General features: G+C 70.5%; 5 protein-coding genes. All 5 read left to right on the top strand.

Annotated features, from left to right (window positions below):
• Positions 1-14 precede the first annotated feature (14 nt).
• Genes VAPA_RS19110 through VAPA_RS19090 form a run of 5 tightly spaced genes read left to right on the top strand, consistent with a single transcriptional unit; the run spans position 15 to position 25,179 of the window.
• Complete coding sequence (locus tag VAPA_RS19110; protein ID WP_021008409.1) at positions 15-5,330, top strand: non-ribosomal peptide synthetase; 5,316 nt, start codon at positions 15-17, stop codon at positions 5,328-5,330.
• Between the two features lies 1 nt (position 5,331).
• On the top strand, positions 5,332-9,894 hold the full coding sequence (locus VAPA_RS19105; protein ID WP_021008408.1) for a type I polyketide synthase: 4,563 nt from the start codon (positions 5,332-5,334) through the stop codon (positions 9,892-9,894).
• Complete coding sequence (locus tag VAPA_RS19100) at positions 9,891-13,232, top strand: non-ribosomal peptide synthetase (RefSeq protein WP_021008407.1); 3,342 nt, start codon at positions 9,891-9,893, stop codon at positions 13,230-13,232. The genes VAPA_RS19105 and VAPA_RS19100 overlap by 4 nt, the downstream gene beginning before the upstream one ends.
• Entirely contained in the window at positions 13,232-21,109 is a 7,878-nt protein-coding gene (locus VAPA_RS19095) for a non-ribosomal peptide synthetase (protein ID WP_021008406.1), read from the top strand. Before VAPA_RS19100 ends, VAPA_RS19095 begins: the two co-directional genes overlap by 1 nt.
• On the top strand, positions 21,106-25,179 hold the full coding sequence (locus tag VAPA_RS19090; protein WP_021008405.1) for a non-ribosomal peptide synthetase: 4,074 nt from the start codon (positions 21,106-21,108) through the stop codon (positions 25,177-25,179). Before VAPA_RS19095 ends, VAPA_RS19090 begins: the two co-directional genes overlap by 4 nt.
• Positions 25,180-25,200 lie beyond the last annotated feature (21 nt).

The raw sequence follows: 25,200 nt of genomic DNA, 5'->3' as shown, positions 1-25,200 counted from the left end.
AGGGAGTCCGCAGGATGGAAAAGAACACGCAGGCGCAGCAGGCGCCGATCTCGTCGCGCCCGAAGAATTTCGTGGCGCACCTTCGCGCGCTGGTGGACACGCGGCGCGACGACATCTGGCTCACCGTCGTGAGCGCGGTGGATGGCACCGACCGCGCAGAGGCAATCAGCTACGGCGTCTTCGAGCGCCGCGTGCGCGCCCTCGCGACGCGGCTGCAGCAGCGGTTCGCGAAGGGCGAGCGCGCCCTCGTCATGCTGGACAACGGCGACCACTATGCCGTGAGCATGCTGGCCTGTTTCTACGCGGGCGTGATCGCGGTGCCGGTGTTCCCGCCGGAATCGGCGCGCCCGCAGCACCTTGCACGGTTGACCGGCATTGCCGCCGATTCACAGGCGCGCTGCGTGCTGACGTCCGAGGCCATGGCGCGCGCGATGAATGAAACGAGCGCGGGCTTGCGCCAGTTCGGCGATGCGGACATCGTTGCCGTCGATGCCGTGGACATCGCGCTCGCCGACGCATGGACGCCTTTCGAGCCGGCCGGCGGCGACGTCGCCTTCCTGCAATACACCTCGGGCTCCACCTCGGCGCCCAAGGGCGTGGTCGTGATGCACGGCAACCTGATGGCCAATGAGGAGGCGATCCAGCGCAGCATGGGTGTCGGCCCGGGCGACAGCTTCGTTTCGTGGGCGCCGCTCTATCACGACATGGGCTTGATCGGCGGATTGTTGCAGCCGCTCTACAGCGGCATTCCGCTGGTGCTCACCTCTCCGGGCTATTTCCTGGAGCGCCCGGTGCGCTGGCTCGAACTGATCTCGCGCCATCGCGCGACGCTCAGCGGCGGCCCCGACTTCGCCTACCGCCTGTGCCTGGAGCGCGTGAAGGATGCACAACTGGCTCAGCTCGACCTGTCGAGCTGGCGCGTGGCCTACACCGGTGCCGAACCCGTGCGCGCCGACACAGAAGTCGAGTTCATCGCGCGCTTCGCCTCCGCGGGCTTCGACGCGGCAGCCGTCTATCCCTGCTACGGCCTTGCCGAGGCGACCCTCTTCGTCACCGGCGGCCGCCGAGGCGGCGGCCTGGTCGCGTCCGCGTTTTCCGCCGCCGGCCTTGCCAGCGGCACGGGAACACCCGCAGACGAGGGCACGACGCTGGTCGGCTGCGGCGACGTCGCGCCCGGCCATCGCATCGAGATCGTCGATGCCGAATCGCTCTCGGCCGCGGCCCCCGGGAAGATCGGCGAGATCTGGGCCTGCGGTCCGAGCATCGGCCACGGCTACTGGGGCAAGGAGCGCGAGACGCGCGAGACCTTCGTCGAGCGGGGCGGCCAGCGCTGGCTGCGCACCGGCGATCTCGGCTTCATGCACGAGGGCCAGCTCTATATCACCGGCCGCATCAAGGACCTGATCATCGTCCGCGGCCACAACATCTACCCGCAGGACATCGAGCGGCTCATCGAGGCCGAGGTCGACGCGGTGCGCAAGGGCCGCGTCGCGGTCTTCGCGGCAGAGGGGCCGGGTGGCGAAGGCATCGGCGTGGCCGCCGAGGTGTCGCGCAGCATGCAGAAGCTGGTGCCGGCGGCGGTGCTGGTCGATGCGCTGGGCGCCGCCGTGAGCGAAGTGTTCGGCGAGACGCTGTCGGCCGTGCTGCTGCTCAACCCCGGCGGCATGCCCAAGACAACCAGCGGCAAGCTTCAGCGCGGTGCCTGCCGCGCGGGCTGGCTCGACGGCAGCGCCGACGCCTATGCCATCTACCAGCACGGTGCCTTCGTGCGCGGAGGTCCGGTCGAGGCCGTTGCCGAAGCGCCGCTCGACGAAGTCGAGCAGGCCGTCGCCGCCATCTGGCGCGAGGTCTGCAAGCACGGCGACGACCGCCCGCTCGGCCGCGATGCCCACTTCTTCAACCGCGGCGGCAGTTCCCTCGTCGCAACCCAGGCGGCCGCGCGCATCTGCGCGCGTTGGCAGATCGACTTCCCCGCGCGCAGGCTCTTCGAGCAGCCGCGCCTTCGCGACTGCGCATCGGCCATCCGCGAACTGCAGGTGCAGGGCGTGCGCCCGCAGCCCGCACCGATCGCCGTGCTCTCTGCGGAGCACCGGCTGTTGCCGTTGCCGCTCTCGCACGCGCAGGAGCGCCAGTGGTTTCTCTGGCAGATCGATCCCGAGAGCGCGGCCTACCATGTGAGTGGCGCGCTGCGCCTGGCCGGCGCGTTGCGGGTCGATGCCCTGCAGGCGGCCTTCGACGATCTCGTGGCGCGCCATGAATCGCTGCGCACGGTGTTCAGCGCCGGCGTCGACGGCAGCGTGGAGCAATGGATCAAGCCGGGCAGCTCGGTGCCGCTGTCGCTGGTCGACCTGCGCGGCGCCGAGGGCGAAGCGGATGCGCAATTGGACGAAGCCACGCGGCGCCTCAAGGCCCAGCCCTTCGACCTCACGCAGGGGCCGCTGCTGCGCGCCGCGTTGATCCGCACCGTCGACGAGGTGCATGTGCTCGCCCTGGTGATGCATCACATCGTGTCCGACGGCGCCTCGATGCAGTTGCTGATCGACGAACTGGCCGCAGGCTACGCCGCGCACCTGAAGGGCGACACCGTGCGCGTGCCCGCACCGCGCATCCAGTACGCCGACTACGCGCTCTGGCAGCGCGAGTGGCTGGCGGCGGGCGAGGGCGAGCGGCAGCTGGCCTGGTGGCGCACGCAGCTCGGCGACACGCACACCGTGCTCGACCTGCGCACCGACCACCCGCGCAAGCCGCAAGCCGGCTACAGCGCCGCGCGCCACGCCTTCGAACTTCCGGCGAACCTGCTCGCGCAGTTGCGCCGCACCACGGAGGCTGGCGGTGCCACGCTCTTCATGGTGCTGTTGGCGGGCTTCCAGGCGCTGCTGCACCGCTACACGGGCCAGGAAGACATCCGCATCGGCGCGCCGATTGCCAACCGCAACCGCGTGGAAGCCGAAGGCGTGGTCGGCTTGTTCGTCAACACGCTGGTGCTGCGCAACCCGATCCATGGCCGCCTCGGCGCATCGCGCGTGCTGGCGCAGGCGCGGGACGCGGTGCTGGGCGCACAGGCGCACCAGGATGTGCCCTTCGAGCAGCTCGTGCAGATGCTGCAGCCCGAGCGCAGCCTGAGCCACACACCGCTGTTCCAGGTGATGTTCAACCACCTGTTCGAGGACTACCGCTCGCTCGGCCGGTTGCCCGGCATCGCCGCGCAAGACCACGTGCTGCCCGATCTCGCGGCGCAGTTCGAGCTCGCGCTCGAAGCGCGCGAGCAGCCGGGCGGCCAGCTCTCGCTCGCCGTGATCTACGCGGCCGAGCTGTTCGAGCCCGACACCATTGCGCGCATGGCCGGCCACTACGTCGCGATCCTGCAGGCGCTGGCCGAGCATCCTCATCAACCCATCGGCGACATCGAACTGCTCGGCGCGCCGGAGCAGGCGCGGCTCGCGCAATGGGGCGTGAACACGTACCGCGAGCCGCAGCCCGAGCCGGTGCACCGCATGATCGAGCGGCAGGCCCGCACGCAACCCGATGCCACTGCGCTGCTGTTCGCCGACGAGTCGCTCGGCTTCGCGGAACTGAACCGCCGCGCCAACCGCGTGGCGCACCGGCTGATCGCGCTGGGCGTGAAGCCCGAGGTGCTCGTGGGCATCGCGATGGAGCGCTCCGTCGAGATGGTGGTCGCCATCCTGGGCGTGCTGAAGGCGGGCGGCGCCTATGTGCCGCTGGACCCCGAATACCCCGCCGAGCGCCTGGCCTACATGGTGCAGGACAGCGGCATCGGCCTGCTGCTCACGCAGCGCAGCCTGGTCGATTGCGTGCCCGACCGCCGCGCGCTCACGGTGCTGGAAGTCGATGCCGCCGATTTCGGCGCCGAGCCCGAGAGCGATCCGCAGGTCGGCCTGCACATCGAGAACCTCGCCTACGTGATCTACACCTCGGGCTCCACCGGCAAGCCCAAGGGTGCGGCCATCCGCCACAGCGCGCTGCACAGCTGCATGGCGTGGATGCAGGGCATCTACAAGCTCACGCGCGCCGACACCGTGCTGCACAAGGCGCCGTTCGGCTTCGACGTGTCGGTGTGGGAGCTGTTCTGGCCGATGACCTCGGGCGCGCGGCTGGTGGTGGCCAACCCCGGCGATCACCGCGACCCGGGGCGCCTGGTCGAGCTGATCCAGCGCCACCAGGTCACCACGCTCAATTTCGTGCCCTCGATGCTGCAGGTCTTTCTCGCGCACAAGGGCATCGAGACCAGCACGCGCCTGCGCCACATCATCTGCGGCGGCGAGGCAATGCCGGCCGAGACGCAGAAGGAAACGCTCGAGCGCCTGCACGGCGCGGGCCTGCAGAACCTCTACGGCCCCACCGAGACCACCATCCACGTCACGCACTGGGCCTGCCGCAACGACGGCCGGAGCCAGGTGCCCATCGGCAGGCCGATCAGCCACACCAGCACCCACGTGCTGGATGCCGACCTCAACCTCGTGCCGCAGGGCGTGGCGGGTGAGCTGTACCTGGGCGGCGTCAGCCTCGCGCGCGGCTACCTGAAGCGGCCCGGCCTGAGCGCCGAGCGCTTCGTGGCCGACCCGTTCGACAGCGTCGGCGGCGGGCGGCTCTACCGCACCGGCGACCTCGTGCGCTGGAACGGCGAAGGACGGCTGGAGTATCTGGGCCGCATCGACCACCAGGTGAAGATCCGGGGCTTTCGCATCGAGCTCGGCGAGATCGAGGCGGAACTGCTTGCGCAGCCCGCCGTGCGCGAAGCTGTCGTGGTGGCCAGGGAAGGCCCGGCCGGCACGCGGCTCGTCGCCTACCTCGCGCCGCATGCGGGCGAGACCATCGACACCGCGGTGTTGAAGGAGCGGCTTGCGCAGGTGCTGCCCGACTACATGGTCCCGCGCGCCTTCGAGGTGCTCGATGCGCTGCCGCTGAACGCCAACGGCAAGGTGGACCGCAAGGCACTGCCCGAGCCGGCCCTCGCCAGCGGCCAGGCCTACGAGGCGCCGCAAGGCCATGTCGCGCAGACGGTGGCCGCGGTGTGGTCCGAGGTGCTGCAGGTCGCGCAGGTCGGCCTGCACGACAACTTCTTCGACCTGGGCGGCCACTCGCTGCTGCTGATCCGCGCGCACCGGCTGCTGGAAGACCAGCTGCACACCGCCATCCCCGTGGTCAATCTCTTCAAGTACCCCACCGTCCAATCGCTGGTTCAGTGGCTGGAGCAGGCGCCCGCGCGTACCGCCGCATCGGCCGCTGCGGCCGCGGCGAGCGACGACCGTGCGCTGCGCCAGCGCGCCGCCATGCTTCAACGCCGCAAAGCGGCAGAGAGAGTCAACTGATATGTCCCCATCCTGCGAACCCTCCGAGCCGAGCGGCATCGAGATCGCCATCGTCGGCATGGCCGGGCGCTTTCCCGGCGCCGACGACGTGGACGCCTTCTGGCAGAACATCCGGGACAGCGTGGCCTCGGTCTCCCACTTCACCGACGAGCAGCTGCGCGCGCAAGGCGTGCCGCAGTCGCTCCTGGACGACCCCGACTACGTGAAGGCCGGCGTGATGTTCGAAGGCTTCGACAAGTTCGATGCCGGCTTCTTCGGCTACTCGCCGCGCGAGGCCGAAACCCTCGACCCGCAGCAGCGCATCTTCCTGGAATGCGCCTGGGCCTCGCTGGAGCACGCGGGCTGCGATGCCGCACGCTGGCCGGGCAAGGTCGGCGTGTACGCGGGCGAGGGCGCCAATGTGTACCTCATCCGCAACCTGCTGCCGTCGTTCGGCCTCGGCGCGACGAGCGGCATCGCCGACCTGCTGGGCCTCATGAGCGGCAACTCGGGCGGCTCGCTGTGCACCCGCGTGTCGTACAAGCTCGACCTGCGCGGCCCCGCGGTGACGGTGCAGACCGCCTGCTCCACGTCGCTCACCGCGGTCCACACGGCCTGCCAGGCGCTCCTGAGCCACGACTGCGACATGGCCCTGGCCGGCGGCGTGTGGCTCAACCTGCTGCAGGAAGGCGGCTACCGCTACCAGGCCGGCGCCATCCTCTCGCCCGACGGCCACTGCCGCGCTTTCGACGCGAAGGCGGCCGGCACGATCATCGGCAGCGGCGCGGGCATCGTGGTGCTCAAGCGGCTGGACGACGCGCTGCGCGACGGCGACACCATCCATGCGGTCATCAAGGGCAGCGCGGCCAACAACGACGGCTCCGCCAAGGTCGGCTTCACCGCGCCCAGCGTGGACGGGCAGGCCGAGGTGATCCGCGCGGCCCAGCTCATCGCGGGCGTGCCCGCGGACACCATCGGCTACATCGAGGCGCATGGCACCGCGACCACGCTCGGCGACCCGATCGAACTCGCTGCGCTCACACAGGCCTTTCGCGCCGACACTGCGCGCCGCGGCTTCTGCGCCGTGGGTTCGGTGAAGACCAACGTCGGCCACCTCGATGCCGCGGCCGGCGTGGCCGGGCTCATCAAGACGGTGATGGCGCTCAAGCACCGCATGCTGCCGCCCAGCCTGCATTACGAGAGCCCGAACCCGCAGATCGATTTCGCGTCCAGCCCGTTCTACGTCAATGCGCAATTGCGTCCGTGGCCCGAAGGCCGGGCGCCGCGCCGCGCGGGCGTGAGCTCGTTCGGCATCGGCGGCACCAACGTGCATGTGGTGCTCGAAGAGGCGCCGGCAGTTCCCGCGGCACAGCCCGCGTCCGGCTGGCAGGTGCTGCCCGTGTCGGCGAAGGACGAAGCCGCGCTGGCGCAGGGCCGCTCGCAGCTCGCGGTGCATTTGCAGGCCCATCCGGAGCTGGCGCTGGGCGATGTGGCCCACACGCTGCAAAGCGGACGCCGCCCTTTTGCCTGGCGCAGTGCCGTGGTGGCCGACCGGCTGGCGCTGGCTTCGGAGATGCTGGCTTCGCCGATGACCCCGTCGTCGCGCGCGCCCGCCGCCGTGCCCGAGGTGGTGTTCCTGTTCCCCGGCGGCGGCGCGCAGCATGCGCGCATGGGCGAGGCGCTCTATCGGGACAGCGCCGTGTTCCGCGAAGAGCTCGACCGCTGTGCCGCGCTGCTGAAGGCCGGCACCGGCATCGACCTGATCGCGCTGGTGTTTCCGGCCGACGGCGACGAAGCCGCGGCGAACGAGCGGCTGTTCCGCATCGAATACGCGCAGCCCGCGCTGTTCGCAGTCGAGTATGCGATGGCGCGCTGGTGGATGAGCTGCGGCGTGCAGCCCGCGCTGATGCTCGGCCACAGCCTCGGCGAATACGTGGCGGCCTGCCTGTCGGGCGTGTTCTCGCTCGAAGACGCGCTGCGCATCGTCGTCGCGCGCGGCCGCCTGATGCAGACGCTCCCAGCGGGCGCGATGACGGCAGTGTCGCTGCCCGAATCGGCGCTGGCCGAATTCCTTCGCGACGGCTGCGACCTAGCGGCGGTGAACGGCGAGCAGCTCTGCGTGCTGGCCGGTCCGGTGGACGCCATCGAGCGCGCCGAAGAGGCCCTGCGCGCGCGCCAGCAACTGCCGCGCCGCCTGCATGTGGCCATCGCCTCGCATTCGAGCCTGGTCGATCCCATCGTGGCCGAGCTGGAGCAGCTGATCGCTTCGCTGCCGCGCCATGCGCCGCGCATTCCCTTCCTGTCGAACGCGACCGGCAAGCCGATCACCGAAGCGCAGGCCACGAGCCCTGCGTACTGGGGCCGCCACCTGCGCGGCACCGTGCGCTTCGCCGACGGCCTGCGCGAGATCTTCGCCGCGCCGGGCCGCGTGGTGCTCGAAGTCGGTCCCGGCGAAACGCTCGCGGGCCTCGCGCGCCAGCATCCGCAAAGCCGCGAGGCCGCAGGCATCTGGGCGAGCCAGGCGCACCCGCAGCAAACGGCGCGCAACGTCCAGCAGCTGGCCATTGCGGTGGCGGGACTGTGGACTGCGGGCGTCGACATCGACTGGGCGGCCTGCCGCGCCAAAGGCGCAAGCCGGCGCCGCGTGCCGCTGCCTACCTATGCCTTCCAGCGCAAGCGCTTCTGGATCGAGGCGGTCGAGGCCGCGCAGCCTGCGAGGAGCACGTCATCGAACCTCTTCTACGCGCCCCTCTGGGAGCGCAGCGCGCCGCTTCCGCCCGCTGAGAAGCAGGGCGAGCGCACAGGTTGCACGCTGGTGCTCGGCGATGCGAACAGCTTCACCGACCGGCTCGCGCGCACCCTGCGCGAGCGCGGCGAAAAAGTGGTGCTGGCCTTGCGCGGACCGCGCTTTGCCCGCACCGCGCCGGGCCAATACGCCCTGCGCACAGCCGAGCGCTCCGATCACGAAGCGCTGCTGCGCGAAGTCGAAGCCGAAGCCGGGCCGGTGCTGCACCTGCATCACCTGTGGAGTCTGGACGGCGACCGGCCCGCGGCATCGCACGCGCAAGTCTTCGAGGCCGGCTACTTCAGCCTGCTCGCGTTCGCGCACGCGCTCGATGCGGTGGGCGCCGCGGGGCGCGGGACCCTCGCGCTCACCGTCGTCACCGATCGCGTCGAAGACGTTGCCGGCACCGAGCCGCTCGCACCCGAGAAGGCCACGCTGCTCGGCCTCGCGAAGATCCTGGGCCAGGAGTACCCGTCGATCGGTTGCCGCGTCGTGGACGTGGTGCTGCCCGCACCCGAGAGCGCAGCCGAGGCCGAGCTCGCGCGCCGCGTGGCCGACGAGGCATGGGCGTCGCCAGACGAATTCCTGGTGGCCTACCGCGGGCCGCATCGCTGGCGGAAGCGCTATGCGCCGCTGCCCGATGTGCCCGCGCCCGCCGCGAGGCAGCGCCTGCGCGAAGGCGGCGTCTACCTCATCACCGGCGGCATGGGCGGCGTCGGCCTTGCGATGGCGCGCTACCTGAGCCGCACCTGGAGGGCGAAGCTCGTGCTGCTCGGCCGCACGCCGCTGCCGGGGCGCAGCGATTGGGAGCGCCTCGTTGCGGACGCCGGTCAGCCCGTGGTGTTGCGGCGCAAGCTGCAGCAGTTGATCGATCTCGAAGCGGACGGCGCCGAGGTGCTGCCGGTGGCGGCCGACGTCAACGATGCCGCGCAACTGCGCGGGGCCCTCGCCGCCGTGCATGCGCGCTTCGGCGCGGTCCATGGCGTGGTGCATGCCGTCGTGCACCCCGACCGCGGCATGATCGCCCAGCGCACGCCGGCGCTGGTCGAAGCGGCCTTCGCGCCGAAGATCGCGGGCACGCTCGCGCTGCTCGATGCGCTACGCACCGAGCCGCTGGACTTCGTGCTGTTCTGCTCGTCGATCTCGGTGCTCATCGGCGGCCTCGGCCGCAGCGACTACGCCGCCGCCAATGCCTATCTGGACGCACTTGCCACGGCCAGCCGCCGCAGCTCGCCGCTGCCGCTGTTCTCGGTTAACTGGGATGCGTGGCGCGACGTTGGCGTGGCGCTCGACATGGACCTGCCCGAGGGCGTGGGCCTGGACGAGCGCACCGGCGTGCTCGCCTTCGAGCGCATCGCCAACGGCCCCGACCTGCCGCAGACCATCGTGTCCGTCTCGCCGCTGGCGCCACGCCTCAGGCCGCTGGACGACCTGTTCGATTCCCTCGACGACGCGCCCGCGGCCGAAGTGCGCACCGGCCATTCGCGCCCCGTGCTGCAGACGCCGTATGCCGCCCCCGAAGGCGAGCTGGAAGAAGCGCTCGCCAGCTTCTGGAGCGATGCGCTGGGCATCGTGCCCGTGGGCGTGCACGACAACCTGTTCGAGCTGGGCGGCGATTCGCTGCTCGCCATCCGCCTGCTGGCCCGCGTGCGCAAGGCCTACGGCGTGGAGCTGCATCCCGCCGCATTCTTCAAGGCGCCGACCATCGCCGAGCTGGCGACCCTGGTCGAGCTGCGCCTGATCGAGGACATCGAACGCGAAGCCGAAACCGCAGAAACCGCCGAAGACAGCACACCATGAGCGAGATACCGAACCTTTCCGAACGACGCGCCCGGCTCACGCCCGCGCAACTGAGCCTGCTGCAGCAGCGCCTGAAGCGCGACGCGGCACCGGCGCCCGAGCGCGCGGCGATCGTGCGCGGCCAGGGCGATTGCGCCGCGCCCGTGTCCTTCGCACAGCAGGGGCAGTGGTTCCTGTGGCAGCTGAACCCGGGCAACACCGCCTATCACGTCGGCGGCGGGCTCGGCTTCTCGGGGCCGCTCGACATCACCGCCTTGCGCGAGGCCATGCAGGCGCTCGCGGCGCGTCACGAGGCGCTGCGCACCGTCTTCCGTTCGGGGGAGGGGGGGCTGCCCGAGCAATGCATCCAGGCGACAGTCGAGATCGAGATCCCTTTCATCGACCTGGCCGCGCTCGACGCAGCGGCGCGCGAATCGCGCTACGCCGAGGTGGTGTCCGGCGTCTGCCGCACGCCCTTCGACCTGAGGGCTGGCCCCTTGCTGCGCGGCACGCTGTTGAAGATGGCGGACGGCGAGCACCAGTTGCTCCTGATGATGCATCACATCATTTCCGATGCCTGGTCGGTCGAGCTGATGCTCGACGAGCTGGCCCGGTTCTACGCGATGCGTGTCCAAGGTGTCCAGGGCGTACAAGCATCGCTGCCGCAGCCGGAAATCCGCTACGTCGATTTCGCCCGTTGGCAGCGCAAGTGGCTGGACGACGGCGAAGGCGAGCGCCAGCTCGCCTACTGGCGCGGCCGGCTCGGCGACTGCCACCCGGTGCTCGCGCTCTCCACCGACCGGCCGCGCTCCGCCGGCGCGGACTACAGCGCGGCGCAGCACACGCTGGACGTGCCGGCGGCGCTCGTGGAGGCGCTGAAGCGCCAGTCCCGCGAGCAGGGCGGCACGCTGTTCATGGCCTTGCTCACCGCGTTCCATGCCTTGCTGTTCCGCCACACCGGACAGCAGGCGATCCGCGTCGGCGTGCCGGTGGCGGGGCGCGGCCGTCCGGAGACCTCAGGTGTCATCGGCGCCTTCATCAATACCGTGGTGCTCGATGCGCGCATGCACGGGCAGATGCGCCTGGTCGACCTGCTGCTGCAGGTGCGCGACGTGTCGCTCGAGGGGCAGGCGCATCAGGACCTGCCGTTCGAGCGGCTGGTGCAGGCCCTGCGACCCGAGCGGGGGCATGCGGGCTCGCCGCTGTTCCAGGTGATGTTCAACCACCTTGGCCAGGGCGACCGGCCGTTGCAGGGCTGGCCCGGACTGCGCGTGCGCCGGATCGACCTCGCCCAGCGCGCCGCACCGTTCGAGCTCACGCTGGAAACCATCGAGTGCGAAGACGGCGGCATCCGGGCCAACTTCCGCTATGCGGCCGAGCTGTTCGAGCCGCAGACCATCGGGCGGCTCGCAGGCCACTACGGCCGCGTGCTCGAAGCATTGGCCGCGCGGCCCGCATCGACGCTGAACGAGTTCGACCTGCTGGGCGCCGCAGAAAAAGCGCAGCTTGGCCAGTGGAGCGTCAACACGCACAGCCACGGCGAGGCCGTGCCGGTGCACCGCCTCATCGAACAGCAGGCGGCACGGCATCCGGATGCGGTCGCCGTGCTCTTCGGCGATGCATCGCTCAGCTACGGTGAACTCAACCGCCGCGCCAACCAGCTCGCGCACAGGCTGATCGAGGAGGGCGTGGGCCCCGAGGTCAAGGTGGGCGTTGCGCTGGAGCGCAGCCTGGAACTGGTGACCGGCCTGCTCGCGGTGCTGAAGGCCGGCGGCGCCTACGTGCCGCTGGACCCCGAGTACCCGGCGGAGCGCATCGCCTGCATGGTCGAAGACAGCAAGCTTGGCGTCGTGCTCACGCACAGCAGCCTTGCCGATCGCCTTGCGCTATCGGCCGCCGTCCCGGCGCTCGCGCTCGACACGCTGGATCTCCGGGGCATGGCGCAGACCGATCCGGTGGTTGCGCTGAACGGCGAAAACCTCGCCTATGTGATCTACACCTCGGGCTCCACCGGCCGCCCCAAGGGCGCGGCCAACCGGCACGCGGCATTGCACAACCGGCTGGCATGGATGCAGGCGGCCTACCCGATCGATGGTGCGGACACCGTGCTGCAGAAAACGCCGTTCAGCTTCGACGTGTCGGTGTGGGAGTTCTTCTGGCCGCTCATGGCCGGTGCGCGGCTGGCCGTGGCGGCACCCGGCGATCACCGCGAGCCCGCACGCCTCGCCCGATTGATCCAACGCCACGGCGTGAGCACGCTGCATTTCGTGCCATCGATGCTGCAGGCCTTCCTGGCGCACGATGGCATCGAGGCCTGCACCAGCTTGCGGCAGATCGTCTGCAGCGGCGAGGCATTGCCCGCCGAGGCGCAACTCGGCGTCTTCAGGCGGCTGCCGCAAGCGGCGCTGCACAACCTCTACGGCCCCACCGAAGCGGCCATCGACGTCACGCACTGGACCTGCCGCAGCGACGGCCGCAGCCAGGTGCCGATCGGCCGGCCCATTGCCGGCACGCAGGCCTCCGTGCTCGATGCCGACCTGAACCTCGTCGCGCCGGGCGTAGCGGGCGAGCTCTACCTGGGCGGCATCGGGCTTGCGCGCGGCTATGTGGAGCGCGCGGGGCTCACCGCCGAGCGCTTCGTGGCCGACCCCTTCGGCATGGCCGAGGGCGCGCGCCTTTATCGCACGGGCGACCTCGTGCGATGGAACAGCGAAGGGCAGCTCGACTACCTGGGGCGCATCGACCACCAGGTGAAGATCCGCGGCTTTCGTATCGAACTCGGCGAGATCGAGGCGCAACTGCTCGCGCAGCCCGAAGTACGCGAGGCGGTCGTCGTCGCGAGCCAAGGAGTGGGTGGTGCACGGCTCGTGGCGTACGCCTCGGCGCAGGCGGGACAGGCCGTCGACAACACGCAACTGCGCGAACGCCTCGGCCGCGTGCTGCCGGACTACATGGTGCCGGGCCTCGTCGTCGCGCTGGACAGCTTGCCGCTCAACCCGAACGGCAAGGTGGACCGCAAGGCGCTGCCGCCACCCGAGCTGGCGAGCGCGCGCGTCCACGAAGCACCGCAGGGCGAGGTGGAAGAAGCGCTCGCTGCCATCTGGGCCGAAGTGCTCGGCGTTCCGCGCATCGGCCGCCACGACAACTTCTTCGAGCTCGGCGGCCATTCGCTGATGTCGGTGCAGGTGGTGGCCCGCGTGCAGGGCGCGATGCATGCGGAACTCTCCGTGAAAGACGTCTTCCAGCACCCGGTGCTCGCCGCCATGGCGGGCCTCGTCGCCGCAGCGGCGGCGAGAAAGCCCGTCGCCCAATCTCTTTCGGACATTGATTCCTTCATCGACAGTTTGGAGATCGCTTGATGGAAATCACGGCAACCCACCTTCACATCGGCAAGCGCTTCTCGGGCCTCGATCCGGCGCAGCGCCGTGCGGTCTACCAGAAGATCCGCGCGGAGGGCCTGGCGATCGGGCAGTTCCCGATCCTCGCGCGCGATGCGGCGGCGCAGACGCAGTGCCCCGCCTCGTATGCGCAGCTGCGCCAATGGTTCCTGTGGCAGCTGGAGCCCGGCAGTTCGGCCTACCACATCTCGGGCGGTCTGAAGCTCAAGGGCCTGCTCGATGCGCAGGCGCTGAAGGCCAGCTTCGACGCCTTGCTCGAGCGCCACGAGTCGCTGCGCACGGTGTTCCAGGCAGATGCCGAGGGCCATGTCGAACAACTGATTCGGCAGGGCATGGCGCTGGAGATTCCGTTCATCGATCTCTCGGGCATCGATGCTGAAGTGCGCGAGGACCGCGCGCGGGAGGCGGCCGTGCGCCTGGCCGAAACGCCGTTCGATCTCACGGCCGGGCCGCTGCTGCGCGTGGCGCTCATCCGCCTGGCCACCGACGAACACCTGCTGGCCGTCGTGATGCATCACATCGTGTCGGACGGCTGGTCGATGCAGATCCTGGTCGACGAATTCGCCGCGCAATACCGTGCGCGCGCGGCCGGGCAGGCGCCGCGGCTCGCGCCCCTGCCGATCCAGTACGCCGACTACGCGACGTGGCAGCGCCACTGGCTCGAAGCCGGCGAGAAGGATCGCCAGCTCGACTACTGGAAGGCGCAGCTGGGCGCCGAGCATCCGGTGCTGCAGCTGCCTACCGACCACGCGCGGCGCAGCGACGGCAAGTACAGGGTCGCCCGCCACGAGATGGCGCTGCCGCAGTCTCTGGTCGAGGCGCTGCACCGGTGCGCGCGGGCCGAGGGTGCCACGCTCTTCATGGTGCTGCTCACCGCGCTGCAGGTGCTGCTGCACCGCTACACCGCGCAGCAGGACATTCGCGTCGGCGTGCCCGTGGCCAACCGTCACCGGGTGGAGTCGGAGCGCGTCATCGGCTTCTTCGTCAACACGCAGGTGCTGCGCAATGTGCTGGGCAGCCGCACCAGCCTGCGGCAGGCACTGCAGCAAACCCGCGAGGCGGCACTCGGCGCGCAGGCCCACCAGGACCTGCCGTTCGAGCAGCTGGTCGAAGCCCTGCAGCCCGAACGCAGCCTGGGCACGGCGCCGCTGTTCCAGGTGATGTTCAACCACCAGCGCCGCGAGCAGGCCGCGCTCGCCAAGCTGCCCGGCCTCACGCTGCAGGACTACGAGATCGGCACGCAGACGGCCCAGTTCGAGCTGACACTGAGCACCGTCGAAGACGCGCAAGGCCACGTTCAAGCGAGTTTCCATGTGGCGCAGGAGCTGTTCGATCCAGAGAGCATCGCCCGCATGGCCGAGCACTACCTGGGCGTACTGCGCGCACTCGACGAACGGCCCGAACAGGCGGCACGAGACATCGACCTGCTCACCGCGGGCGAAAAGGAGCGGCTCGCGACATGGGGCGTGAACGATTCCGGTGATAGCAGCACCGAGCCCGTGCACCACCTGATGGCCCGGCACGCGAAGGCCAACCCGGATGCGCCCGCGCTGCTCTTCGGTGACGAGGTCCTGAGCTACGGCGAACTCGACCGCCGCGCCAATCGCCTGGCGCACCGGTTGATCGCGATGGGCGTGAAACCCGAGACGCGCGTCGGCATCGCGGTGGAGCGTTCGTTCGACATCGTGATCGGCCTGCTCGGCATCCTGAAGGCCGGCGGCGCCTATGTGCCGCTCGATCCGGAGTACCCCGCCGACCGCCTGGCCTACATGGTAGAGGACAGCGGCATTGCGCTGCTCCTCACGCAAAGCCATGTGATGGCAGGTCTGCCGCTGCGGGACGACCTGCGCGTGCTGCAGCTGGACACCGCCGACCTGGGCGGCGAGCCCGACGACGCGCCCCAAGTGCCCGTGCATGCGGGCAACCTCGCCTACATCATCTACACCTCGGGCTCGACCGGCATGCCCAAGGGCGTGATGGTGTCGCACGGCCCGTTCGCCGCGCACTGCGTCGAGACCGCGATGCTCTATGAGATGGGGCGGCAGTCGCGCGAGCTGCACTTCCTGTCGTTCTCGTTCGACGGGGCGCACGAGCGCCTCTTCACTGCGCTGTGCTGCGGCGCCTCGCTGCTCTTGCGCGATGCCTCGCTCTGGACCGCCGAGCAGACGCTCGACGCCATGCAGCACCACGGGGTGACCAACGCCGGCTTCCCGCCGGCCTACCTGCGGCAGCTGGCCAACTGGGCGCGCGACACCGGCCGCTGCCCGCCGGTGCACCTGTACTCCTTCGGCGGCGAGGCGATGTCGCGCGAAGGCTTCGACGCCGTGTGCCGGCACCTGAAGCCCACGCTGCTGATCAACGGCTACGGCCCGACCGAGGCGGTCGTCACGCCGATGCTGTGGAAGGTCGAAAGCACCGCCAGTTTCTCCGAAGGCTATGCACCGATCGGTCGGCCCGTGGGCGACCGCAGCGCCTACGTGCTCGACGGGGACCTGAACCTGGTGCCGCGCAACGTGGCCGGCGAGCTCTACCTCGGCGGCGAGGGCCTGGCGCGCGGCTACCTGCACCGCGCGCCGCTCACGGCCGAGCGCTTCGTGGCGGATCCCTTCGATGCCGAAGGCGGGCGCCTCTACCGCACCGGCGACTGGGTGCGATGGCGCGACGACGGGCAGCTCGAATACCTGGGGCGCATCGACCACCAGGTGAAGATCCGGGGCTTTCGCATCGAGCTCGGCGAGATCGAGGCGCAGCTGCTGGCCCAGCCCGAGGTGCGCGAAGCCGTGGTGGTCGCAAGGCGCGGGCCGAGCGGTGCGCGGCTGGTGGGCTATGTGTCGCTGCACGCCGGCCGGCTCGCCGATGCGGCCGTGCTGAAGGAGCGACTCGCCCGCACGCTGCCCGACTACATGGTGCCCGGCACGCTGGTGGTGGTCGATGCGCTGCCGCTCGCCCCGAGCGGCAAGGTCGACCGCAGGGCGCTGCCGGAGCCGGCCGCCGAACACGGCAAGGCTTTCGAGCCACCGCGGGGCCCGGCCGAAGAGACCATTGCAGCGGTATGGACCGATGTGCTGGGTCTCTCGCGCGTGGGCCGCGGCGACAATTTCTTCGAGCTCGGCGGCGATTCGATCCTGAGCCTGCAGATCGTGGCGCGCCTGCGCCTGGCCGGCTGGAAGGTCGCGCCGAGGCAGATCTTCGAGCGGCAGACGGTGGCGCAGCTCGCGGCCGTCGCAGTGACGGCCGATGCGTTGCTTGCCACGGTGGGCGACGCGCAGGGTGAGGCGCCGCTGCTGCCGTTCCAGCATGAGTTCTTCGAGATGAACATGCCGGTGCGCGCGCACTGGAACCAGGCGGTGCTGCTGAAGAACCGCGAGCCGCTGCAATTGCCGGCCTTCAGGCAGGCGCTGCGCGCGGTGGTTCGGCAGCACGACAGCCTGCGCCTGCGCTACCGGCAGGACGCCGGTGTGTGGCACCAGGCCTACCAGGCCTTCGAGAGCCTGCCCGAAGACCAGTTCGCGGAACTGGTGTGGGTGCGGCGCGCGGCCGATGCGGCGCAGGTGGCGCCGCTGTGCGAAGAGGCGCAGCGCAGCCTGGACCTTGCGCACGGCCCGCTGTTCCGCGCGCTCGCCATCGAGCTGCCGGACGGCGACTCACGGCTGCTGCTGGTCGTTCACCATCTGGTGGTCGATGGCGTGTCGTGGCGCATCCTGCTCGAGGACCTGCAGGCCGCGTACCGGCAGAGCCTTGCGGGCCAGCCCGTCGCGCTGCCCGCTGCGGGCAGCAGCTGCAAGGACTGGGCCGTCGCATTGCAGGGTTATGCCCGGGCCCATGGCGACGAGCTCGCGCACTGGCAGTCGCTGGCCGATGTACCGGCCGCGTTGCCATGCGCGCGTCCACATGGATCGAACACCGCGGCCGACCAGGAGAGCGTCGAGTTGCGGCTCGACCACGCCACCACGGAAGCGTTCCTGAAAGATGCGCCCGCGGCCTACCGCACACAGGCCAACGACCTGTTGCTGACGGCGCTGGGCCGCGCGCTGTGCGCGTGGAGCGGGAACGACAGGGTGTTGGTTGACTTGGAAGGCCATGGCCGCGAGGACCTGTTCCCGCACATCGACCTGTCGCGCACCGTCGGCTGGTTCACTGCGCTGTTCCCGGTGGCGCTCGATCCGCTCGGCGCGGAAGGCGAGGCACTCAAGCGCGTGAAAGAAAATCTGCGCCGCGTTCCGCGCAAGGGCGTGGGGCATGGTGTCTTCAAGCACCTGGGCGATGCCGCGCAGCAGCAGGCGCTGCGCGCACTGCCCAGGGCACAGGTGGTCTTCAACTACCTCGGCCAGTTCGACAACAGCGGTGCCGATGCACAGGCGCAATGGAGCCTTGCGCAGGAGCCCAGTGGCGCGCCGGTAGATGGCGGCGCACCGCTCACGCACGAGTTCTCGATTAACGGCCAGGTCTACGGCGGCGAGCTCTCGCTGCGCGCGAGCTACAGCCGCGCACGCCACGACCGCGACGCGGTCGAGGGCTGGATGCAGCGCTTCCGCGAGGAGCTCGAAGCGCTGGTGCGGCATTGCACGAGCGGTGCCGAAGGGGTGACGCCGGCGGACTTTCCGCTGGCTGCCATCGACCAGCCGCAGCTCGACGCGATGGCACTGCCGGTGGCGAACCTCGCGGACCTGTACCCGCTCTCGCCGATGCAGGCCGGCATGCTGTTCCACAGCCTGTTCGCGCCCGGCGGCAGCGCCTACCTGAACCAGTTGCGCGTGGACATCGACGGGCTCGATGCCGAACGCTTCAAGGCGGCGTGGCGCGCGGTGCTGGAGCGGCATGAGGTGTTGCGCACCGGGTTCGTCCAGGGAGAGCGCGCGTGGCAATGGGTGGCAAGGCAGGTCGAAGTGCCGCTGGCCGAACACGACTGGCGGGGGCGCGTCGATGCGCCCGAGGCCCTGGACAGGCTGGCCGGCGAACAACTCGCACAGGGCTTCGACCTCGCGCGGCCGCCGCTGATGCGGCTCGTGCTGGTGCGCGTTCGCGATGATCGGTACCACTTCGTCTGGACCATGCACCACCTGCTGCTCGACGGCTGGAGCACGTCGCAGCTCATGGGCGAGGTGCTGCGGCACTACGCGGGCGAAGCACCCGCAGCCCCTGGCGGGCGCTATGCCGACTACATCGCGTGGCTGCAAGGGCGCAACGGCGATGCCGACGAGCGCCACTGGCGCCAGGAACTCGCCCGCCTCGACGGCCCCACCTGGCTGGCCAACACCTTGCCCAAGCCCGCGGTCGAACATCGCGGGCACGGCATGCACCGCCACGAGATCGACGCGCCGCGCACGCGCGCGCTGCTCGAAGCGGCCCGGCGCGAACGCGTGACCCTCAACACGCTGGTGCAGGCCGCATGGGCGCTGCTGCTGGCACGCCATACCGGGCAGCGCAGCGTGAGCTTCGGCGCCACCGTGGCGGGCCGGCCGGTGGATCTTCCCGGCGCGCAGCAGATGCTGGGCCTGTTCATCAACACGCTGCCGGTGATCGCCACGCTGCAGCCGGACCAGCGCGTGGGCGACTGGCTGCGGGTGCTGCAGGCGCGCAACCTCGTGGCGCAGGACCACGAGCACACGCCGCTCTACGAAGTGCAGCGCTGGGCCGGGCAGGGCGGGCAGGACCTGTTCGACAGCCTGGTGGTGTTCGAGAACTATCCGCTCGACCAGGCACTGAAGCAGCAGGCGCCCGGCGGCCTGCGCTTCGGCGAGGTGCGCAACCGCGAGGAAACGAACTATCCGCTGACCCTTTCCGTGCACCAGGGCGACACGCTGGTGCTGAGCTACAGCCACGCGCGCGTCCAGTTCGACGAACCAGTGGTGCATGCATTGGCCGCGCACATGGACAGGCTGCTCGGCCTGCTGGCCCACGCTCCGAATGCGCGGCTGGGGGATGTGGGGCTCGCGGACAAGCTGCCGCCGCCGGGCGAAGCCTTACGCAATACATACGACGATGCCGAGCCCGTGCACCGCTGGATCGAGCGCCAGGCCAAGGCGAACCCGCGGGCCATCGCGCTCGCGCTCGGCGACGAGACGCTCGGCTACGGCGAGCTCGATGCCCGTGCGAATCGCCTGGCGCACCGGCTGGTCGCGCTCGGCGTGAAGCCCGAGGTGAAGGTCGGCATCGCGGTCGAGCGCTCCATCGACATGGTGGTGGGCCTGCTCGCCATCCTGAAGGCCGGCGGCGCCTATGTGCCGCTGGACCCCGAGTACCCCGCCGACCGGCTGGCCTACATGATCGAGGACGGCGCGATCCGCTTGCTGCTCACGCAGAGCCATGTGAGGGCGAAGCTCCCGGTGGACGATGCCCTGCAGGTGCTGGAGCTCGACACGCTCGACCTGCGCGGTGAGCCGGCGCACGCACCCGACGTGGCGGTGCACGTCGACCACCTCGTGTACGTGATCTACACCTCGGGCTCGACCGGCCGCCCCAAGGGCACGCAGCTCACGCACCGCAACGTGGCGCGCCTGCTGGACGCCACCGACGGCTGGTTCCGCTTCGGCGCGCAGGACGTGTGGACGAATTTCCATTCCTGCGCCTTCGACTTCTCGGTGTGGGAAATCTTCGGTGCGCTGTGCACCGGCGGCAAGCTGGTGATCGTGCCGTACTGGGTGAGCCGCTCGCCGGACGACTTCGTGGCGCTGTTGCGCGCGCAGCGCGTGACCGTGCTGAACCAGACGCCATCGGCCTTCCGCCAGTTGATCCACAGCCCGGCGCTGGACGACGGCGAACGCCTCGCGCTGCGTTGCGTGATCTTCGGCGGCGAGGCGCTGGAGCCCGAGAGCCTGCGGCCCTGGATCGATCGCTTCGGCGATGCGCAGCCGCAGCTGGTCAACATGTACGGCATCACCGAGACGACGGTGCACGTCACCTACCGGCCCATCGTGCGGGCCGATCTCGACGAGAAGCGCAGTCCCGTGGGCGTGTGCATCCCGGACCTCGGCCTGTGGGTGCTGGACAGCGACCTCAACCCGCTGCCCGTGGGCGTGCCGGGCGAGTTGCACGTGTCCGGCGCCGGCCTGGCGCGCGGCTATCTCAACCGCGCCGGCCTGAGTTCGGAGCGCTTCATCGCCGCGCCTTTCGGTGAGGCGGGCAGCCGGCTGTACCGCACCGGCGACCTCGTGCGCTGGCGCGCCGACGGCCAGCTCGACTACCTCGGGCGCATCGACCACCAGGTGAAGATCCGGGGCTTTCGCATCGAGCTCGGCGAGATCGAGGCGCAGCTGCAGGCGCAGCCCGAGGTGCGCGAAGCGGTGGTCCTGGCCAGGGACGGCCCGGCGGGTGCGCGGCTCGTCGCGTATGTGTCGCCGCGCGCCGGCCGGGAGATGGACGCCGCGGTGCTGCGCGAGCGGCTCTCGCAGCACCTGCCCGACTACATGGTGCCCTCGGCCATCGTGCGGCTCGACGCGGTGCCGCTCAACGCGAACGGCAAGGTCGACCGCAAGGCGCTGCCCGATCCGGAACTGGCGAGCGGCACCGCCTATGCCGAGCCGCAGGACGAGTTCGAGACTGCGCTCGCGGCGATCTGGTCCGAGGTGCTGGGCGTGGAGCGCGTCGGGCGCTACGACAACTTCTTCGAACTCGGCGGCCATTCGCTGCTGGCGGTGCAACTGGTGTCGGGCGCCAGGCGGCGCTTCGGCATCGAGCTGCCGCTGCGCACGGTGTTCGAGCAACCTTCGCTGATGGCATTCGCCGCTGCCGTGGCCGCGGTGGCTACTGAACCGCCGACCGGCGCCACGGTCTCCCAGGACCGCGGCGTCGAGCGCATCGATGCCCTCCTGGGCGAACTGGAGATGGAAGACCTATGAGTCTGGAAATGACCGCGCTCTCGCGCCGCTTCGCTGCGTTGCCCGCGGCCAAGCAGCGCGTGTTTCTCGAGAAGCTGCGCGCGAGCGGCGTGGGCTTCGACGCGCTGCCCATCGTGCCGCGCGACCCCGCGGCACCGGTGCCGATGGCCTATGCGCAGCGCGCCCTGTGGCTGGTGTGGCAGCGCGCGCCGCAGTCGCCGGCGTACAACCTGTCGGGGCGGCTGGCGCTGCCCCTGTCGTGCACGCCGCAGCAGGTGCAGGCCTGCCTGGCCCAGCTGGTGGCGCGGCACGAGGTGCTCTGCACCACCTACCCGGCCAGTGCCGAAGGGCAGCCCCTGCAGCACATCGACCCCGGGCATCGCTTCGGCTGGGCGGTGCGCGAATGGACTGGCTCGCGCGCGGACAGCGAACGCGAGCTTGCGGCTGCCGCCACCGAGTTTGGCGCGCGGCCCTTCGACCTGGAGCGCGGACCTGTCTTTCGCGGTGAACTGAACCTCTTTGCCGATGGTGCGCCCGAACTCTTTCTCGCGGTGCATCACATTGCGGCCGACGGGCAATCGGTGGCGCTGCTCGTCGCCGAACTGCAGGCGTTGCTCGCGGCGCCCGCCGGGAGCACAAGGCCTGCGGCGCCGGCCCTGCAGTACGCCGACTACGCCGTGTGGCAGCGCCAGTGGCTCGAAGCCGGCGAGCTCGAGCGGCAAACCGCCTACTGGCGCGAACAGCTGCGGGGTGCGCCGCAAAGCACGCCGCTGCCGCTGGACCGTCCGCGCCAGAAGGCGCGCGATGCGCGCGGCGCGCAGATCAGCTTCGCGCTGCCGCCCGATGTGTCGCAACGCCTGAAGGAGCTGGCACGCAAGCACACCGCATCGCCGTACATGGTGGCGATCGCGCTGCTCGGCCTTCTGGTCTACCGCTACTGCGGCGAGCGCGACGTGTGCATCGGCTCGCCGTCGGCCACGCGCGACCGCCCCGAGCTGGCCGCTCTGGTGGGCCACTTCACCAACGTGCTGGTGCTGCGCATGAAGGTGGACCCCGCGGCCGGCTTCGTCGCGCTGCTGTCGCAGGTGCGCGAGCGTGTGCTCGAAGCCAAGAGCCACCAGGACCTGCCGCTGGACATGCTCGTCGAGGCGCTGGCGCTGGAGCGCACACCGGGCTTGCATCCGCTGTTCCAGATCAAGTCGACGCAGCAGGCGGTGAGGGCTGTGCCCGCGGATCCGGCCGCTGCCGCGCACGGGATTGGCGTGGACGAAGTGCACTTCGACCTGAGCTTCGACCTGATCGACACCGGCAGCGCGCTGTCCTTCGTTCTTGCGTATGCCGCGGACATCTTCGACCACGCGACCATCGAGCGTCTGGCCGATGCGCTGCGCAGCCTGGCCGGGCAGGTCGCGGCCGATCCAGCGCGCGCGTTGAGCAGCCTGCAATTGACCGGCGATTCGAGCCTGCGCGGCGAACGCGCATGCTGGCCCACCGACAACGTGCTGTCGCTGTTCGACCAGGCGGCCGCAAGGCGCGGCGGCGCGACGGCGCTCACCTTCGGCGACCGCGCGCACAGCTTCGACGAACTGGCGCGCGCTGCCGGCCACTGGGCCGCCGAGCTCGAAAGCCGCGGCATCGGTGCCGAGCAGCGCGTGGCCGTCTGCATGGAGCGCACGCCCGAGTTCGTGCTGGCGGCGCTGTCGGTGCTGAAGGCCGGCGGCGTCTACGTGCCCATCGACCCGGCGCTGCCGCAGCAGCGCATCGAGGAGTTGCTGGCCGATTGCGGCGCCGCGCTGGTGCTGGTGTCTGGCGGCAAGCCGCGGCAGGCCGCGCTGCCGTGCATGCGGGTGGGCTTCGACGTGCCGGGCGGCTTCATGCTGCATCGCGCGCGTGCGCTGCATCCTGCACAGGCGGCCTACCTGATCTACACCTCCGGCTCGACCGGCCGGCCGAAGGGGGTGGTCGTTCACCACGGCGCGCTGGCGAACTACGTGCAGGGCGTACTCGCGCGGCTGGCGCTGCCCGAGGACGAGAGCTTCGCGATGGTGTCCACCGTCGCGGCGGACCTGGGCCACACCTCGCTGTTCGGCGCGCTGTGCTCGGGTGGTGCGCTGCACCTCGTCCCGAGCGAGGCGGCCTTCGATCCCGATGCGTTTGCGGGCAGCATGGTGAAAACGCGCGCCGGCGTGCTGAAGATCGTGCCCAGCCACCTGAAGGGCCTGCTGAATGCGCAGCGCGCGGCCGCGGTGCTGCCGTCGCACGCACTCGTGCTGGGCGGCGAGGCGACGGATGCGGCGACGCTGCAGGCCATTCGCGCGCTGCGGCCCGACCTGCGCATCTTCAACCACTACGGGCCGACCGAAACCTCGGTCGGCATGCTGACGCATGCCGCGCCAGCGCAGGCTGACGATGCCGGCAACCTGCCTCTGGGCAAGCCCATCGCGAACATGGACGCCTGGGTGCTCGACGACGCATTGCAGCCCGTGCAGCCCGGCATGGCGGGCGAGCTCTACATCGGCGGTGCCGGCGTGGCGCGCGGCTATCTTTCGCGCGCCGGTCTTTGCGCCGACCGCTTCGTTGCTTCGCCGTTCGGCGACGGGCAGCGCATCTACCGCGCGGGCGACCGCGTGCGCCAGCGCAGCGACGGCACGCTGGAGTTTCTCGGCCGCACCGACGACCAGGTGAAGATCCGCGGCTACCGCGTTGAGCCGGGCGAAGTGGCGGGCCGCATCCGCGAGCTCGATGGCGTGGCCGATGCCGTGGCCGTTGCGGAGCAGGGCGCGCAGGAGAGCATGGTGCTGCGTGCCTACGTGGTTGCCAGGCCGGGCACGCCGCTCGACGTGGAACAGCTGAGGCACGCGTTGGTGGACAGCCTGCCGGCGTGGATGGTGCCCGAGCGCATCGTGCTGCTTGACGCGCTGCCGCTCACGGCCAACGGCAAGATCGATCGCAAGGCGCTGCCGCGCCCGGCGCAGCCCGAGCCCGCGCGCGTTTTCGACGCCCCGCAGGGCCCGACCGAGGAGGCGCTGGCTCGCATCTGGAGCCAGGTGCTCGGCGTGGACCGCATTGCGCGTGGCGACAACTTCTTTGCGCTGGGCGGCGACTCCATCCTGAGCCTGAAGCTGGTGGCGCGCATCCGCAAGCAGCTGCCCGGCGGCGGCCAGCTGAGCCTGCCGGATGTGATGCAGGCCAGCAGCCTCGGCAGCCTCGCCGAGCGGCTGCGGCAGAAGTTCGAGGGTTCGCACGATGCCGTCTGCCTGAGCGCCAGCGGCACCGGCGTGCCGCTGTTCTGCCTGCCGGGTCTCATCGTGAACACGCGCGAGTTCCTGCCGTTGGCGCAAGCGCTGCAGGGCGAGCGCGTGGTCTACGGCTTCGTGAGCCACGTCTACACGCGCAAGCGCTGGCGCGGGTTCGATCTCCAGGCGCTGGCCGCCGAATACGCGAGCTTCATCCTCGCCACGGCCACGGGGGGGCGCTGCGCGCTGCTGGGCTGGTCGTCGGGCGGCGACCTGGCCTTCGAGCTTGCGCGGCAATTGCAGGGACGCATCGAGATCGTGTTCACCGGCATGCTGGACGTGTTCGAGACCGAGCCGCTGCGCGCCTTGGCGCCGCTCGATGCGGCCCGGCGCGCCCAGGCCGACGAGGTGCTCGCGCAGTGGCTGGGCCGCTCGGAAATGGCCGAGCACTGGAAGGCGCTCTTCGCCCGCATGGACGACGAGGAGTTCGCCTGGGTAGCCGATCAGGTGCTGAACCCGGCACAGCCGCTGCCGCTCGACGGCACCGGCGACGAGGCGGCCGAGTACCTGTTGTGGACGACGATCGACAAGCGCGTGCAGGCCGCGCGCTACACCTATGCGCGTTCGCCGCTGCCGCTGCATGTGTTCCTCGCGGACAGCTCGCTGCGCCGCGAGGAGACGCTGCGCAGCTGGGCCGACCACGCGCCGGTGGTCTCGGCCGAAATGCTACCGCAGGCCGATCATCTGGACATCGTTCGCCACCCCGCGCTGTGCGCTTCGCTGAAGGAGCTGCTGCGCGAGGCTGACGCGGCGCATGGGGCTCCGCAGGCAGGCCTGGCCGCGCAACCAGCCTGAGCCGGAAGGGGCCACGCAAAA

The organism is Variovorax paradoxus B4 (assembly GCF_000463015.1).
Taxonomy (GTDB): domain Bacteria; phylum Pseudomonadota; class Gammaproteobacteria; order Burkholderiales; family Burkholderiaceae_C; genus Variovorax; species Variovorax paradoxus_E.
Note: the sequence above shows the minus strand (reverse complement) of the source record. Positions and strands in the feature narration are given on the sequence as shown.

What these genes read in the sequence shown, in the direction of transcription:
- VAPA_RS19110 (WP_021008409.1), top strand. Translation starts at nt 15, where the DNA reads ATGGAAAAGAACACGCAGGCGCAGCAGGCGCCGATCTCGTCGCGCCCG.
- VAPA_RS19105 (WP_021008408.1), top strand. Translation starts at nt 5,332, where the DNA reads ATGTCCCCATCCTGCGAACCCTCCGAGCCGAGCGGCATCGAGATCGCC.
- VAPA_RS19100 (WP_021008407.1), top strand. Translation starts at nt 9,891, where the DNA reads ATGAGCGAGATACCGAACCTTTCCGAACGACGCGCCCGGCTCACGCCC.
- VAPA_RS19095 (WP_021008406.1), top strand. Translation starts at nt 13,232, where the DNA reads ATGGAAATCACGGCAACCCACCTTCACATCGGCAAGCGCTTCTCGGGC.
- VAPA_RS19090 (WP_021008405.1), top strand. Translation starts at nt 21,106, where the DNA reads ATGAGTCTGGAAATGACCGCGCTCTCGCGCCGCTTCGCTGCGTTGCCC.